This is a genomic window from Aeromonas sp. 25-AL00135 (assembly GCF_054052385.1).
The window spans coordinates 173823-188204 of the sequence record NZ_JBSTYQ010000006.1 but is presented as its reverse complement, the minus strand read 5'-3'; the positions used below and the strand labels follow the sequence as shown (position 1 = coordinate 188204).

Sequence of the window (14382 nt, the reverse complement as noted above, 5' to 3'; positions counted from 1 at the left end):
GCGTTATCAGAGCCGGGTGGTCAATATGATGTTGCTGGTGATGACCATTCTCTTTATCCGGGGACGCCGTGATGCATCTATCTAGGGGATATCTGTTGCTGTTGCTGGTGGCGCTGCTCAGTGTTGCCGCCATGGGCTGGCGTTATCAGAACCGGGCAGTTAACGAGGGAGCCAAACCCATGCTAATGGAGCTGGTCCAGTTGGGATGGCGCTTGCGGGTGGCTACGCCGGTATTGGGCGGCACCTATGTCAGCTATCAGCTGGCCCATCCCCGCTGTGACGGCCTGCTGCAGGCCATGCAGGTGGCGCCGGATCGGGAGGCGATGTCAGTGACGCTGGCGGGTGAAGGGATGAGCCAAGGGGTGATGTTTTTAGGCGAGCTGCACCAGAGCCCGCCGCTGCTCTCGTACCGTCTTACCCAGGGTTGGCGCAAGTTGTGGGGGCTGACCCCCTATCCCCTCTATCGGGTGGCCTTGCCGACCACCTGCCTCGGCCTTATTGCGCCGCCGCTGGCGTGACCGACCCCGATTCACCGTTTGGCAGAATGCGGATCAGCAAGGTATTGGGGGCCAGCATGGGATCATAGCGGGGCTCCAGTTCAATGGCGCGAGCTCCCAGCAAGCGGGTGAGGGCGGTCAGCCGCACGCTCGCTATCCGCGCACTCTCCAGCATGTCGGTTTGCAGCCCGGGGCCGCTTACCAGCGCAATCCGGGCCGGATCCTTGCGGCCTAAAAACTGATGCAGCAGCTGCTCCTGATCCGCCGCAAGTTGCGTCTCCGCGTTCTGGTACTGCAGTTGCAGCTGGGGCTGTTCGGCCATTTGCTGTTCCCGCAACTGGTTGAGGATCGGCAGGGTCTCATTGACCGGCTCCTGACGGGTGCAACCGGTGAGGATCAGCAGCGGCAGCATCAGGGGCAACAGGCGGTGCAGGGCGCTGTCTTTGGCTGTTGAGCGGGGAGTCTGGTTGGCCATACGCAGTCACTTCAGGAGGATGAGTTGGCACCAGTTTGCAATGTTTTCAATCCCTTGGCCAGTTGTTCAATCTCTCGGCGCCACTGGATCCAGGCGGCAGAGGGCAGTTGCTCTGCCACCTGCCAGCGGGTCGGCAGCTGATCCCGCAGGCGCTCCAGCAGCACGGCGGCCTCCACCTGATAGCGGGCCTCCTGTTCTAGCCAGGCAAGCCAGCGCAGATCTTCGATGGCTTGCTGCAACAGCAACAGATCGTGAGAGAGGCGGTGTGCCTCGCAGGCTTGCGGGCCGAGCAGCATAAAGTCGCTCTCCCGCCCATCGGTGGGGTCGTAGGGCAGGGCGGTGGGCATGCGGCCATGCCACTGCAAATAGCCTTCGGCGCCGCTTTGCCACAGATAGAACCCGGCGGCTCTCGGGGTGCCCAGATTGTAAAACCAGGGGGTGACCTTGTGCTGGCGCACCCGTGCCACATCGGCCTTGTCGGCGCCAAAGCCTGCGTTGATCAGGGCAATCTCCACCTCTGCCAGCAGACCAGCCTGACCCGGATGATTGAAGTGGCCTGCGCGGATCACCGCCGGATCCCGCCGTTTCATCTCCCGCGCCAGGCTGGTAATGGCGGGCAGGGTGGCAAGCTCCGGCTCATCAAACAGGCTCCATGCCAGTGGGGGCAAGCCGCTGGCGGTCAGCCCCTGTTGCCGCGCCTGCCACTGATCAAGCTGGCTGGCAGGGTTGCCCCCCCAGCGTTTGAGCGGGGTATAGGCCAGCAGGGGCGGCACAAAGCCGAGCCCGGCCGCTTCTCCCATAATCTCCCGCATCCCCGCTTCATCCTGTGGCAGGGCGGGCGAGAGGCCGCTGATCCCGAGTTTGGCGAGCCGCTGCAGGTCGCAGCGACTGGCCGCGGCGATCTGCGCTTTTAACGCCTCGGGGTTGGGGCTCAGCCAGTTCAGATAGGGGGGCGCTTCGACATAGATGCCGATCGGCTTGCTGGCCGCGGGCAGAGTCATCGGCAGCACCTCGATAGTCAGCGGTAACTGCACCAGTTGCTGTTGGCTGAGCAGCTGAATATTGCCCAGATAGCGCCCCGCCGGCGCATCGCGGGGGATGGTGATCTGCAGCACCAGACGCCGAGGTACGTCTGCCAGCAGGGTGAGCCCGGCGATCCCCTCGACCAACTCCTGATCCGAGGGAGCCAGCAGGGTGCCGCTCGCCTGCGGGCGAACCAGATGCCACTTGCCGTAATAGGGGGTCAGCGCCAGCGGCGATCCTGCCTGCTCGGGGGGCTGGATCACCAGCAAGGGGGCCGGATCGTCGGTGGCGGCGTGGATGGCAAACTCCAGCAACAGCTGGCTGCCACGGGCGGCCAGCACGGGTTGCGCAGCCTGCTGCAACGCCTCGGCCGCAGATAGCGGGGCGATCTGCAGGGTTGGGGCTGCATCCGTAATCGGCGTGAGGCTCAATTGCTGCGCAGCTGGGGCTGGGGCTGGGGTTGGGGAATAGGGGGCCAGAGTCCACTTTTCCAAAAACAGCTGGCGCTGCTTGGTCAGCACGCTTGCGGTAGCGTCAGCCAATACGGCGAGATCTTTTCCACTATTCGGGAGAGCCTCTTTGCGGGTGCTGGCCGGATAGGGGGCAAGCAGCAGCCCCGCCAGGTATTTGGCATCCGGTGAGTGACCCACCAATGTGATAGTGAGCGGGCCGCCGGGGTGGTTCAGGGTGACATGAACCGGGCCGCCCTGTCGTGCCCCGAACAGCTGCCAGGGATCCGGATTTGGCAGTGCCTCGCGAGATTGCCCCGCCAGATAGCGCTGCGTTAGCCACTCCTGCGGTTGCCACTGCTCGGCCCAGATGGGCTCGCCATTGACCAACACGCTGCGCTCGAAGGGGTGGGGCAGGTACTCCCATTCACCTGGGTCATCCAGCCAGAGGGTGAGCTGGTAGCGTCCTTTGGCCAGGTCCAGCCGCACCCCGTCGAGATTGCGCAGCCCATCGCGCACAAGGGCATCGCCGGAGGGACGCAAGATGGGGGTGGGGTGGCCAATCAGCCGGGGATCCCCCGGGCTCAGGGGCTCAAAGCCGGTAAAGCGGGGCGCAGCCGCCGCCCCCAGATCCAGCGCAATGGTGCCCGCAGGCAGGGTCAGACCGGGTTCCCAGTACCAGCGGTGAATGGTCATTGAGGGGGCGTTATCGGCCATAAAGAGATAGAGCTTGGTGAGTTTGTCCAACGCCAGTGCTCTGGGCTGGCTGGTGCGCCACTCGCTCAAGGCAAAGCGCTGGGTGAAGGGGCCGGGTGCGACAATCCGCTCCAGATTGACCCGGCTGCGGTAGTTGACCGAGGCCTCGTCGTCGATACGCAGGATCAGGGTTTGCGGGTGGGCGCTGGGGTTATGGCCCTCGATCACCAGTTCATCATCGCTGCCTATTGGCCAGTTCTGGGTGCTCAGATCGAGCCGCTGGGGTGTCTGGTTACTGGTTAGGGGCAGCGGGGTCTGCCCCTCCAGCCGGGTAGTGGCCATTGCTGCATTGGCGCAGAGCAGGATAACCAGCCAGAGCCCTCTGCTCATCCGGGCAGCCCCTTCAACCAGTTGTTCAGCTCGGCAGCCTTGTGATCCCAGCTTTGCAGGGCCACCTGCTGTTGGCGCGTGTGGCGCCCTTCGCTGCGGGTGAGCCCCTCCCAGCCACTCTCCTGAAACCAGCCCGGATTGGGTTGATCAAAGGCGGCCCGGTTGATGGCCTGGGCCAGGCTCTCCCCATCGTGGGGGAGCTGGATCTGATCCCGATAGCCATCGAGGGCCGGAAAGTCGGTGCTGACGATGGGTCGTCCTGCGGCCAGATACTCGCGCAATTTCAATGGATTGCAGGCACGGATCTGGGCGTTGTCGACAAAGGGCAGCAGGCTCACCTGCCAGTGCTGGGCATAGGCCGCCAGCGTGTGATGGGGACGGGGCCCCAGCAGATGGATATTGGGGAGCCCCTTGAGGGGGGAGATATCGGTCTGGACCGGGCCAATCAGTACCAGATCCCAATGGGGCAGGGCGGCCGCCGTCTCTGCCAGCAGGGGGATATCAATCCAGTCGCTCAGGCTGCCGTAAAATCCGGCAATGGGACGGCCGGAGGGGAGATCCGCTGGCCGCTCTCTGGGGGGCATAAACAGCTCGAGATCCACGCCGTGGCTGAGAAGCCGGGTTTTATGGGAGGGAAAGCGGCTGGCCAGCGCAGGGCTGGCGGCCAGAATGAGATCCGCTTTTTCCACCAGTCGGGCCTCGCAGTGAGCGATGGCCTGATGATCCACCCCCGCCAGCGCCGAGAAGTCATCGCCGCAGTAGTAGATGACCGCCCGCTCTTCGAGCTTGCCAATCAGGTCGACGGCGCTGGGCAGGGAGATCCAGAGCAAGGGGCGATCCAACTCGGGCAGCTGACGCCGGATCTGCGCTGCCAGCCAGTGGCCATTGATTTTGCCCGCCAGCCGACTGCCGGGCAGCGGTAAGGCGAGCGGCGGCAGAACCCGGGGGCTGCTGACCTCTGATGGCGCAACCGACTGGCCGCCAGAATGGCGCGCGCCGCGCAGCACGGCCCCCAGTTTGCGGACGATGCGGGTGAGATCATGAAGGGTAAAGCGGGGACAGCGCATGCCGATGGAGTTGACCCAGAGCACTTGATAATCGGGCAACAGACGCTTGATCAGGTGTTGGGTGCTGGAGGGGTGCTGGCCCCAATCCTCTCCCAATACCACCAGTTGCGGCAATGAGTGTGGTTTCATGCAAAGGTCTCCGAAGCGTGTGCGGGGTCGCTGTGATCCTGTGGCTGCAACGGGCGCAGTACTGTGGCCGGGACACCCGCTGCCAGCACACCTGCGGGCAGATCCCGGGTGACGACGCTGCCTGCGGCGACAATGGTGCCGGCGCCTATGGTGACACCGGCCATCACCATCACCCCGGTGCCAAGCCAGACATCCTGCTCCAGCACAATGGCCCCCACCTGTTCATCGCGATCCGGCAGGCCCCGGGCGCGATCGCGGGCGTTGATCGGATGCCCCGGGTAGCCCGCCAGAAAGGCACGCCCTGCAATCCGGACGTTATCCCCCAGCACTATCTTGCTGCCCACCGCCAGGGTGGTTTGCCAGCCAATCCCGACATTGCGGCCAATCACCAGTCGTGGTGTCTGGCTCGATGCCCGGCCGCTGATAGTCATGGCGGCGCTGAGGCGGCAGTCGGCACCAATTTCGATGGTGACCGGGCCGCTGATATAGGGGATGCCGCCATAGAGATAGAGGCGCGGGGCGGGGGCCGTGAGGCGAGATTGAAACAAGGGGGTCCACCAGAGGGTGCGGGTTAGAGTCGCCAGCGCGTTGCTGCCCAGCAGATAGAGCCGATAAAGCAGCCGATGCAGGGGAGGGATCACGGGGAATGACCAGTGGCGGGCACTTTTGGCCAGGCTCCATACCCGGCGGGCCAGTGGCGTTTCCCCCTGTTTGGCCCAGCTTTTCATCCGGTGCAGGTTGATGGTGTTCATGGCGACCTCTCCCTCTGGTGCAGTCCGTTGCTCGCTAAGCAGAAAGCAGGGATCGGGCCAACAGGACGACCCCTGTTAGAACGAGCTAAATGGGGCTAAGAGGAGGGGCAGATTGCGCCGGTCGGTGCAATTTGCAGCCCGCGTTGTGCAAAACGCAAATGCCAGTCTCATTCTGGGCTTGTTCAGACCGGTTAAGCCGCGCAGAGGGGCTATCGCTTCTGGGCGGGAGTGAGTGGCGTGGGCTTTGCATTAGCGGTAGCTGACCCGAAGCGGGATGCTTCGGGAGGCTGGGAGGCCCTATGAAACTTGGTGTGAACCAGATTGCCATGCTCTATTACGCCGGTGGCTTGCTCCTGATGAAGGGGATCTCCCTGCTGATGCTGCCGGTGTTGACCCATCAGCTGCTGCCTCGCGAATACGGCCAGCTGGAGGTGCTGCTGACCCTCATCAATCTGGGTTCCCTTATTTTGGGCTTCGGGCTGGTGGATGCCCTCTACCGCTTTGCCGGATTGGCGAAAGATGAGCAGGAGCGCCAGCAGGTGGTGGCCCGCATGTTTGGTCTGGTCTGGATGATCGCCCTGGCCAGTCTGGTGCTGCTCTGGCTGCTGGCGCCTGTGGTGCAAGCCTGGCTGCCGGTTGAAACCCGCCTTGCGGATGTGCGCTGGGTGCTCTGCGCCCTGCCGTTTGAAGGGGTGATCGGCGTGCCGCTGGCATGGCTGCGGATGCGCAATCAGGCCCGGCTCTTTTTCGTGGCGACCGCAGGCAAGGCGGTGATCCAGTCGGTGCTGACCGGCTGGTGGCTCTGGCTCGGTTGGGGCGTGAGCGGGGTGCTGGCCTCCGGCACCCTGACCTGCGTTGCACTGGCGCTGCTGCTGAGTCTCTGGCAGTGGCGAGATAGCGGGATCCGCTTTGACTGGCAACACTATCGGCCGCTGCTGCGCTATGGATTGCCCCTGGTGGTGAGCGGGCTGGCAGGCTTTGCCCTGAGCGGACTGGATCGCTGGTTGCTGGCCGATGTGGTGGGGGAGGCGCTGCTTGCCTACTACGCCGTTGCGGGCAAGCTCGCGCTGGCGGTGGGGTTGTTGCTGCAACCCTTTGCCCTCTGGTGGTATCCCCGCCGTTTCATGCTGCTGCGTGAGCCGGATGGACTGCGGCTCAATGCCCACTACAGCGTGATGGGGTCGGTACTGGGGTTTGTCACCGCGGGGATTGTCGGGCTCACTGCCCCCTTGCTCATTCGCTGGCTGACCCCGGAGAGCTATCACGGGGCGATCGCCTATATTCCGCTGCTGGTGCTGGGTATGGCGGTGCGCAATGTTTCGGACTTGCTCAATGTCGGCTGCTTTAGCGGCGAGAAGAGCAATGCTCAGATGGTGATCAATCTGGGCTGCAGCGCCCTTGGGGTCGCAGGCTTTCTGCTCGCCATCCCCCCCTTCGGGGTTGCCGGGGTGATCTGGACCCTGCTGCTGGTCTATCTGGTACGGGCGCTCGCCTTTTATCTGGTGAGCCAGCGGTTGCTGCCGCTGCCGTATCGCCTCTCGACCCTCTGGGCCAGTTCGCTTGGGGCGCTGGCGATGGTCTGGCTCGGCCAATGGTGGGCAGGATCATGGCTCGTCTAACGCCAGCCATCTGGGCAAGCACCATCTGTCTGGTGCTGGCCTTGCTCTGGTGGCGGCTGCCCCATCCCTTGCTGCTACCGGTGCTCGGCCTTGCCATTCCCGCCATCTGGTTTGCCCTGCGCTGGCCCTTCTTGATGGTGCTGGGGTTTGTCACCTTCTCCTTCTTTCGGCTGCATGAGGTGTTCCCCCAGCTCTATCCCCTCAAGATCCCGCTGCTCTTCTCGCTGGCCGCCATCGGTGCGCTGGTCTGGCACATTTTGCTGACCGGCCGGATCAAGCCCTACTGGAGTCCAGCCCTGAGCTGGCTGACGGCCTTCTTTGTGATGGTCTCCATCGGTGTGCTGTTTGCCAGCAACCGGGGTGAGGCGATCGCCACCTGGACCGGCAGCTACAGCAAGATCTATCTGATGACCCTGGCCACCGCCTGGCTGGTGCGCACTCCGGGGGATTTTGCGCTGGCGGTGCGCACCTTTGTGGTGGCGGGCTGTCTGGTAGCGCTGGTGGCCCTCTACAACAAGGCGAGCGGGATCGGGCTGGTGGAGGGCACCCGGGTGACCATAGGGCGCGAGCTGGGCTCTGTGCTGGGGGATCCCAACGATCTGGCGCTGGTGCTGCTCTTTCCTGCCGGTTTTTCGCTGAGCTTGCTGCTCAATCAGGGTAATGGGGTGGGGGGGCGTTTGCTGGGGGGGCTCGGCTTTGCGCTGACTGCAGCCGCCATTATCGCCACCCAGAGCCGGGGTGGTCTGCTGGGTATCTGCGCCGTTGGTGGCCTGTTTGCCTGGCAGCGGGTGAAGTCGAAAACCCTGTTGATCTCGATGGGGATGGTCGCGCTGGTGGTGCTGTTTGCCGCCGCCGGGATCAGCGACCGGGCATCTGGCGGCGCCGCCGAGAGCGGGGTCGATGCCTCGGCCATGGGGCGGATCTACGCCTGGCAAGCGGCCTGGGGGATGGCGCTGGGCCATCCGTTGGTGGGGGTGGGCTTGTCCAATTTCTATTACAACTACTTCTTCTACAGCCCCCATTGGGATGGGCTTAATCATGCGGTGCACTCCACCTGGTTCGGGGTGCTGGCTGAAACCGGCTTTGTCGGGTTGGCGCTGTTTATCGGCATGGTGACGGTGGCCCTGCGCAGTTGCTGGCGTTGCCAGCTTGCTGGCATGCCTCCTGCAGTGATCACGGCAATGCAGGGGGTGATGGCCAGCATGGTGGGGTTTGTGATTTCGGGATCCTTCCTGACCCAGGGGTTTACCTGGCCCATCTATCTGGAATTGGCGCTGGCCGTCGCCGCCATCAAGTACGTGCAGCAGGCGGCCAGAGAGGTGAAGGCCATCTCTGAGGATCATCAGGAGGCAACCCTGTTGCCGGCAGTGCCACCAAAGGGAGCAAGAGGATGAACGCAACCCCTGTTTTGCTGGTTCACTACGGAGAGGACTGGATCCGCGGCAGCGAACGCTGCCTGCTGGATCTGCTGGCCCACCTCGATCGCAGCCGCTTTACGCCGTTGCTCTGGTGCAATAGCCCGACGCTGGCGGCAGAGGTGGCCACCCTCGGGGTAGAAACCATGGTCGAGCCGTTCAGCCTGCTGCTGGGATGGCAGGCGCCCCATTTTGATCTTGCGGCCCATCGGCGCCTCTCCCGGCGAGCCAGAGAGCTCATCACCGAGCGGCAGATTGGGCTGGTGCACGCCAACAGCGCGGCTCCTTGTCAGTGGCTGGCGGGGGTCTGTCGGGCGTTGCAGGTACCGCTGGTGTGCCACCTCCATGCCCGTTACCAGCCAAGAGACAGGTTCAGCCTGCGGGTCCATCAGGCAAACGTGCTGATCGGGGTGAGCGAGCCGGTGTTGACCGGTTGGCGCCAGGATGGCTGCATGGCCGATCGGTTGATCCGGGTACCCAACGGGGTGGATGCTGCTCGCCTGAATGGCGGTGCTCACTGGCCGGTCGTCGGCATGCTGGGCTTGCCACCGGGGGATATGATCATCGCCACCGTCGGCTCATTGATCAAACGCAAGGGGATTGATCTGCTGATCCGCTCGCTGGCTGCCCTGATGGCATCGGGGGAGGAGGCTCAGTTGCTGATTATTGGCAGCGGTCCGGAGCGGGAAGCATTGATGGCGTTGGCTGTCGAGCTCGGGGTGGCCGAGCGGGTCCACTTTCTCGGCGAGCGACCAGACAGCGCGGCTATCTTGCGCGGCGGGGTGGATCTGCTGGTCTCCGGAGCCCGTGAGGAGGTGTTTGGTCTGACGTTGGCGGAGGCGGGCATGTTGGGGCTCCCGGTCAGTGCCTATTGGGTGGGCGGCATCCCCGAAGTGGTGGAGGAGGGGGTGACCGGTTTGCTGGCAACCCCGGGGGATTGGGCCGAGATGGCTGATCACTGGCGGCAATTGAGCAATCCGCAGCGCCGATGTGAAATGGGGCGGGCCGCTCAGTTGCGTGCCGCACAGCTGTTCACGGTGGCGCGCTATGTCGACGGGGTCACGGCGGTGTGGGACGCCGCGCTGGCTGGTCGTTGGCACGCCACGGCCCCCACACCCTTCCGACCACTCATTCATTGGGCGGGGCTACGACTCCTTGCCAGAGGGCGCAATATGCTGGCGAGTGGGATGGCAAAAGTGGCGCAAAAAGTGCAACTGGGGTTTGGCCGCCGTAAGGGAGCAGCAAGATGAGCATGCAAACTGAGCCGGTGTTTGGAAAGATCATCGTTGTGGATCCTATCCCATTTCGCGGGGGCTCCAAGGTTGCGACCGAAGTGCTGCTCGATGAGTTGGCCAAACGGATGCCCGGGCTCACATGCCATGTGCTGACCCAGGATCCCGACTCCTGGTCCCGTTGCCAGCATCATCCTCTTTGGCTGCCCCACATATTGAAGGGGCGGGAGTCCGGCATCGGCTATCTGCTCAAACAGGGGTGGCAGACCCTGCTCATCCTCTGGCTGATGTTGCGTTTGGGGGAGGTGAAGTGCCTGGTGGCGGCGTCCGGGCCTGGGGTGGATCTCTGCTGTTACTGGGCGGCCCGCTGGTTGCGGTGCCGGGTGGTTCAGCTGATCCATGGCCCTGTGGGGTGCTCGGGCCTCTCTGCCAGAGCCTTGCAACGGGCGAGTTTTGTGTTTTATCTCGAATCGACCCGCAGCTCCCTGGCGGCGTTGCTGGCCCGGCTTGGCGAGACCGAGTTCCCGTCACACTGGCAGCCATTTACCAACGGTTTGAGCGAGATTGATTGGCCCAAAGTGACCCTGGGGGGGCCTCGTATTTTGTGGGCGGCCTCGTTGCTGCGCTGGAAGGGGCTGGAGACCATGCTGGCCGCCCATCAGATGATCCCTGATGCTCGCCCCGAGCTGATGGTGTGCTATCTGCAACCCAAGGGCACGCTGCAGCCCTGCAGCCAGCCTCAGCCACAGCTGCCAGACACGCACTGGTATGCCAACCCCGCCAATCTTGACGAGATCCGATCTCAATGCGGCATTTTTGTCTCCACCAGTCATCAGGAGCCCTTTGGCCTCTCCATTCTGGAGGCCATGGCGGCAGGATTATGCGTAGTGATCCCGGCCGATGGGGCCTGGTGGGATCGACACCTCACCGATGACGTGAATTGCCGCAAATATCAGCCAAACGATCCCGGCGATCTGGCGCAGGTGCTGGCCAGCCTCAATGCCATGCCCGACGTGGTCAAGCGACTTGGCCATCATGCCCGCCTGCATGCCATGGCCCATTACAACGCGGCGGATACCTATCAAAGCACACTGGATCAGTGGGAAGGTATGTTGCGATGGGATGCGTTGAGCCTTGCCGTGCATGGTTAGCGCGCAGTGGTTCCCCACGGGGAGGATGGGGGTGTATGAGGGATTATGGGCAGACTGGTTGTGGGAGGCTGGGTGACTCCGCCACTCTGATGCAGTTACGGCCGGATGATTTGGCGGTATAGAGCGCAGCATCAGCCAGTTTGACCAGTTCAGATGGCTGCCAGTGACTCGATGGTCTGAGGCAGGCAACACCCATGCTAACGGTCACCAGACCGGTGGCATTTTGTGCGTGTGGCTGCGCGAGTGCAAAAATCAGCCGCTGGATATGTTGGGCAATTTCATAGGCGGATTGACGCTCGACATGTGGCAACAGGATGACAAATTCCTCTCCGCCGTAGCGAGCCACCAACTCCCCCGAGCGGCGCCCGGATTGCGCCAGGGTATGGGCCAGCAATCGAAGGCACTCGTCACCGGCAACGTGGCCATAGAGGTCGTTGAACTGCTTGAAATGATCGATGTCGAGCATGATGAGCGCAATCGGCATCTCTGTCTGAATACAGCGCTCCCAGGCCTGGTTCAATGAGTTGTCGAACAGACGACGGTTGCCGATGTTGGTGAGCCCGTCGGTATTGCTGAGCGCTTCCAGTTTCCGGTTCGCTTCCGCCAGCTCCTTGGTTCTGAGCTCGATAATGAGCTCCAGCTCATGTTGGCGCTCCTCAAGACTGGTCATCGGGTAAATTTCGCTTTCCCGAGCCGCACTGTAAGGGATGGAGATACTGCTGTGAGCAATTTTCCACGCCATGGCTTCGTGTCGAAAAATCAGCACCAACCTGGCGGTTCTGCGGGAGAGGATAGGTTCTGATTTCGGTAGATGGATATGAAAGAAGGCGGTGACTGCTACCACATCAGCGGCCAGATCTTGCAGGGATACATCGAGTATTTCCAGGCGGATCCTGCCCGGGATCTGGGCAAAATCGCGGCGGGTTATCCGTATCCACTCATCCCTATCGGTAACCAGAACATCACTGCTGCCGGCAAAACCGCTGAAATTGTCGCTAAACCGCGTGGTGAGCCGATCATCCCGTGATGAATACAGCTCGATGTACTCATCAAACAGTGAGCGGATCAACTGTTCCCGTTCAGTGGTCATTGCGCTGGGCCCATGTGAAGTGGTCACGTTTTTCAAACGTTCGATTGAACTATAGTCAATTATGTCATTTTAATTGGCTATCTATCTTGATTTTTCTCGTTTTTTTGTTCAATACCCGCACTTGGCAAGTGTTCGTAGGGCCCGCCAGAAACAAGGCTCCATGGCGTGGTTATCAGAGGCATTCAGGGGGGGAGGCATTCTCTCTGCAACTGCAACTGCTGCGGGCTGCATTTCACGAGGTGAGCAGGGCTGTCAACGATTTCGAGTTCGATCAGACAAGGTAGTGGCTGGAGCCACTGCTCGGCTGATGATTAACACCCTTATCGTTTGTCATGTTCATCGTCATCCCAACTCATTTTTTAGGGTTGCCATTGAACAAGAACAATTATCATCTATATCGATAGAGATGGATATTTACGCTCTGGTTAATTACGCAGGGTGACGTGAAGGTAAATAGTGTGAATGCGTGCGGTAACATCTGTAACCGGATGCGCGAATGCATCGCGAGTTAAATATGAACACTATGTTGCAGGCAGCCTTCCACCTTGCCTTTTCTCTTACCATTAATTTGAATGCAGATTCACGATGATGCGTAAACATATCCGTGAACGCGATATTTTACTCACCAGCATCCAACACAATAAAGAGTGGGGGAGGCCATACTGATATGCATACCTCGGCGGCATCTTGTCACTAAGCTGTGTTAAACGGCAGGGAGGCCAAGCGAGGTTGTACTGTGTGGGCTAGCAGGAGCAATCATCTCCCTGCAGTGCGGGCAAGATGCAAGCAGATATCAAGCGACAGCAGGTAAATCGTGCCTTGCAGGCCATGCTTGCTACCGGTGGTAGCTGGCCATGAGACCGTTCTGGTGTGGGGGGGCAAGTCAGGAGGTTGTCCCGTGGATGACTGTATGGAATATGCAATGGAATGAGTAAAGATATATTCAATGGATCATTTATTGGTGGGCATCAGTATTGTGAAATGAGCGGTATAGCCAAGATTTCAATCATGTTAATTTGGCTCACAGTGAAAGAGAGGATATGCGGTGATTAATTATTTAATATCCAATTAAGTTCATAAAATTTACGGAGTCGCCAAATATCTCTTTGGGGGTAATTAATTTCTTTTGTGATGTGGCTCGCTATGAAAATAGGGGTAAGCCGGTCGAAATTGATAGAGATCAATACTGCAGGGTGGGTGAGTCCTTAGCATTTCTGTTATTAAGCATTTATCTAACAAGTGCTCACTACGGGAATAAGAAGAATGGTCGAGGATAATTTTTTATCGGCTCATGGGATTAATCGCCGTGATTTTATGAAATTGTGTGCCGGGATGGCCGCAACCCTGGGATTAAGTCAGCATGCCGTCGCCAAGATGGCCACTGCGCTCACCAGCCCCGAACGGCCGCCGGTGATCTGGATAGGGGCGCAGGAGTGCACCGGCTGTACCGAGTCGCTGCTGCGGGCCACGCACCCCACCATCGAGAACCTGATCCTCAATACTATCTCCCTCGAATACCATGAGGTGCTCTCGGCAGCATTTGGCCATCAGGCTGAAGAGAACAAGCACAACGCCATGACCCGCTACAAGGGCAAGTATGTGCTGGTAGTGGATGGCTCCATTCCGCTCAAAGATGGCGGCATCTACTGCATGGTGGCCGGTGAGCCCATCGTCGACCATATTCGCCGCGCGGCTGCCGATGCGGCTGCCGTCATTGCCATCGGCTCCTGTGCCGCTTGGGGCGGGGTGCCCGCCAGCGGTGGCAACCCGACCGGCGCCGTCAGCCTAGAAGAGGCGCTCGGCAATATCGGTACTCCCATCATCAATATCCCGGGCTGCCCGCCCAATCCCCACAACTTCCTCACCACGGTCGCCTACTACATCACTTACGGCAAGCTGCCGGCGCTGGATGCCAAGAATCGTCCGCTGTTTGCCTATGAGCGGCTCATCCACGAAAACTGCGAGCGCCGTCCGCACTTCGACGCAGGTCGTTTTGCCAAGGAGTTTGGTGACGAGGGCCACCGTCAGGGTTGGTGTCTCTATCATCTGGGCTGCAAGGGGCCGGAGACCTACGGCAACTGCTCGACTCTGGAGTTCTGTGATATCGGTGGTGGCATTTGGCCCGTTGGTATCGGTCATCCCTGCTACGGCTGCAACGAACAGGGTGTCGGTTTCAGCAAGGGGATCTTCCAGCTTGCCAAGGTTGAGAATCCGACCCCGCGGGTCAACAAGCCCGATGTGGCCATTCAGGAGGGGGGTCATATCTCTCCCACTTCCACCGCGCTGATCGGCGGTGCCCTCGGGGTGCTGGTTGGGGTGAGTCTGATGACGGTACGTGAACTCGGTCGCCAGCAGAAGCGCCATGAAGCCGGGCAGCATCCGTCACGGGAGGAGTGA

At 61.2% G+C, this 14382-nt stretch carries 11 protein-coding genes; 6 read left to right on the top strand and 5 right to left on the bottom strand.

The window, feature by feature from the left end:
• Window positions 1-71 precede the first annotated feature (71 nt).
• Complete coding sequence (locus ACW5XC_RS07515) at window positions 72-518, top strand: hypothetical protein (RefSeq protein ID WP_042052820.1); 447 nt, start codon at window positions 72-74, stop codon at window positions 516-518.
• On the opposite strand, the gene ACW5XC_RS07510 is transcribed toward ACW5XC_RS07515, so the two are convergent.
• From ACW5XC_RS07510 to ACW5XC_RS07495, 4 genes are read right to left on the bottom strand one after another with little or no spacing between them, the layout of a single operon-like run.
• Window positions 496-972: a hypothetical protein gene (locus ACW5XC_RS07510; protein WP_042052819.1), complete on the bottom strand. Its 477-nt coding sequence runs from the start codon at window positions 970-972 to the stop codon at window positions 496-498. The genes ACW5XC_RS07515 and ACW5XC_RS07510 overlap by 23 nt on opposite strands.
• 11 nt (window positions 973-983) lie before the next feature.
• A complete protein-coding gene (locus ACW5XC_RS07505; protein WP_074042618.1) occupies window positions 984-3530 on the bottom strand; it encodes a hypothetical protein in 2547 nt (848 codons plus the stop codon).
• Window positions 3527-4726 (bottom strand): glycosyltransferase, encoded by a 1200-nt coding sequence (locus tag ACW5XC_RS07500; protein WP_042052316.1) that lies wholly within the window; start codon window positions 4724-4726, stop codon window positions 3527-3529. Before ACW5XC_RS07500 ends, ACW5XC_RS07505 begins: the two co-directional genes overlap by 4 nt.
• Window positions 4723-5478 (bottom strand): acyltransferase, encoded by a 756-nt coding sequence (locus ACW5XC_RS07495; protein WP_080771363.1) that lies wholly within the window; start codon window positions 5476-5478, stop codon window positions 4723-4725. The genes ACW5XC_RS07500 and ACW5XC_RS07495 overlap by 4 nt, the downstream gene beginning before the upstream one ends.
• A gap of 299 nt (window positions 5479-5777) precedes the next feature.
• Between ACW5XC_RS07495 and ACW5XC_RS07490 the strand changes: the two genes are divergently transcribed.
• The 4 genes from ACW5XC_RS07490 to ACW5XC_RS07475 are packed head-to-tail and all read left to right on the top strand — an operon-like array spanning window position 5778 to window position 10895.
• The gene (locus ACW5XC_RS07490; protein WP_042052315.1) at window positions 5778-7097 is read left to right on the top strand and encodes a lipopolysaccharide biosynthesis protein; all 1320 of its coding nucleotides are present in this window, start codon (window positions 5778-5780) and stop codon (window positions 7095-7097) included.
• Window positions 7085-8491: an O-antigen ligase family protein gene (locus ACW5XC_RS07485; RefSeq protein ID WP_074042619.1), complete on the top strand. Its 1407-nt coding sequence runs from the start codon at window positions 7085-7087 to the stop codon at window positions 8489-8491. The genes ACW5XC_RS07490 and ACW5XC_RS07485 overlap by 13 nt, the downstream gene beginning before the upstream one ends.
• On the top strand, window positions 8488-9762 hold the full coding sequence (locus ACW5XC_RS07480; protein ID WP_042053848.1) for a glycosyltransferase family 4 protein: 1275 nt from the start codon (window positions 8488-8490) through the stop codon (window positions 9760-9762). The genes ACW5XC_RS07485 and ACW5XC_RS07480 overlap by 4 nt, the downstream gene beginning before the upstream one ends.
• On the top strand, window positions 9759-10895 hold the full coding sequence (locus ACW5XC_RS07475; protein ID WP_042053847.1) for a glycosyltransferase family 4 protein: 1137 nt from the start codon (window positions 9759-9761) through the stop codon (window positions 10893-10895). The genes ACW5XC_RS07480 and ACW5XC_RS07475 overlap by 4 nt, the downstream gene beginning before the upstream one ends.
• Before the next feature lie 43 nt (window positions 10896-10938).
• Here the strand turns inward: ACW5XC_RS07475 and ACW5XC_RS07470 are convergent, their stop codons facing one another.
• On the bottom strand, window positions 10939-11985 hold the full coding sequence (locus ACW5XC_RS07470; protein ID WP_042053846.1) for a GGDEF domain-containing protein: 1047 nt from the start codon (window positions 11983-11985) through the stop codon (window positions 10939-10941).
• 1263 nt (window positions 11986-13248) lie between these two features.
• Between ACW5XC_RS07470 and hybO the strand changes: the two genes are divergently transcribed.
• On the top strand, window positions 13249-14382 hold the full coding sequence (hybO, locus tag ACW5XC_RS07465; RefSeq protein WP_042053845.1) for a hydrogenase 2 small subunit: 1134 nt from the start codon (window positions 13249-13251) through the stop codon (window positions 14380-14382).

Coding starts and splice junctions, on each gene's coding strand:
- ACW5XC_RS07515 (WP_042052820.1), top strand. CDS start 72: ATGCATCTATCTAGGGGATATCTGTTGCTGTTGCTGGTGGCGCTGCTC.
- ACW5XC_RS07510 (WP_042052819.1), bottom strand. CDS start 972: ATGGCCAACCAGACTCCCCGCTCAACAGCCAAAGACAGCGCCCTGCAC.
- ACW5XC_RS07505 (WP_074042618.1), bottom strand. CDS start 3,530: ATGAGCAGAGGGCTCTGGCTGGTTATCCTGCTCTGCGCCAATGCAGCA.
- ACW5XC_RS07500 (WP_042052316.1), bottom strand. CDS start 4,726: ATGAAACCACACTCATTGCCGCAACTGGTGGTATTGGGAGAGGATTGG.
- ACW5XC_RS07495 (WP_080771363.1), bottom strand. CDS start 5,478: ATGAACACCATCAACCTGCACCGGATGAAAAGCTGGGCCAAACAGGGG.
- ACW5XC_RS07490 (WP_042052315.1), top strand. CDS start 5,778: ATGAAACTTGGTGTGAACCAGATTGCCATGCTCTATTACGCCGGTGGC.
- ACW5XC_RS07485 (WP_074042619.1), top strand. CDS start 7,085: ATGGCTCGTCTAACGCCAGCCATCTGGGCAAGCACCATCTGTCTGGTG.
- ACW5XC_RS07480 (WP_042053848.1), top strand. CDS start 8,488: ATGAACGCAACCCCTGTTTTGCTGGTTCACTACGGAGAGGACTGGATC.
- ACW5XC_RS07475 (WP_042053847.1), top strand. CDS start 9,759: ATGAGCATGCAAACTGAGCCGGTGTTTGGAAAGATCATCGTTGTGGAT.
- ACW5XC_RS07470 (WP_042053846.1), bottom strand. CDS start 11,985: ATGACCACTGAACGGGAACAGTTGATCCGCTCACTGTTTGATGAGTAC.
- hybO (WP_042053845.1), top strand. CDS start 13,249: ATGGTCGAGGATAATTTTTTATCGGCTCATGGGATTAATCGCCGTGAT.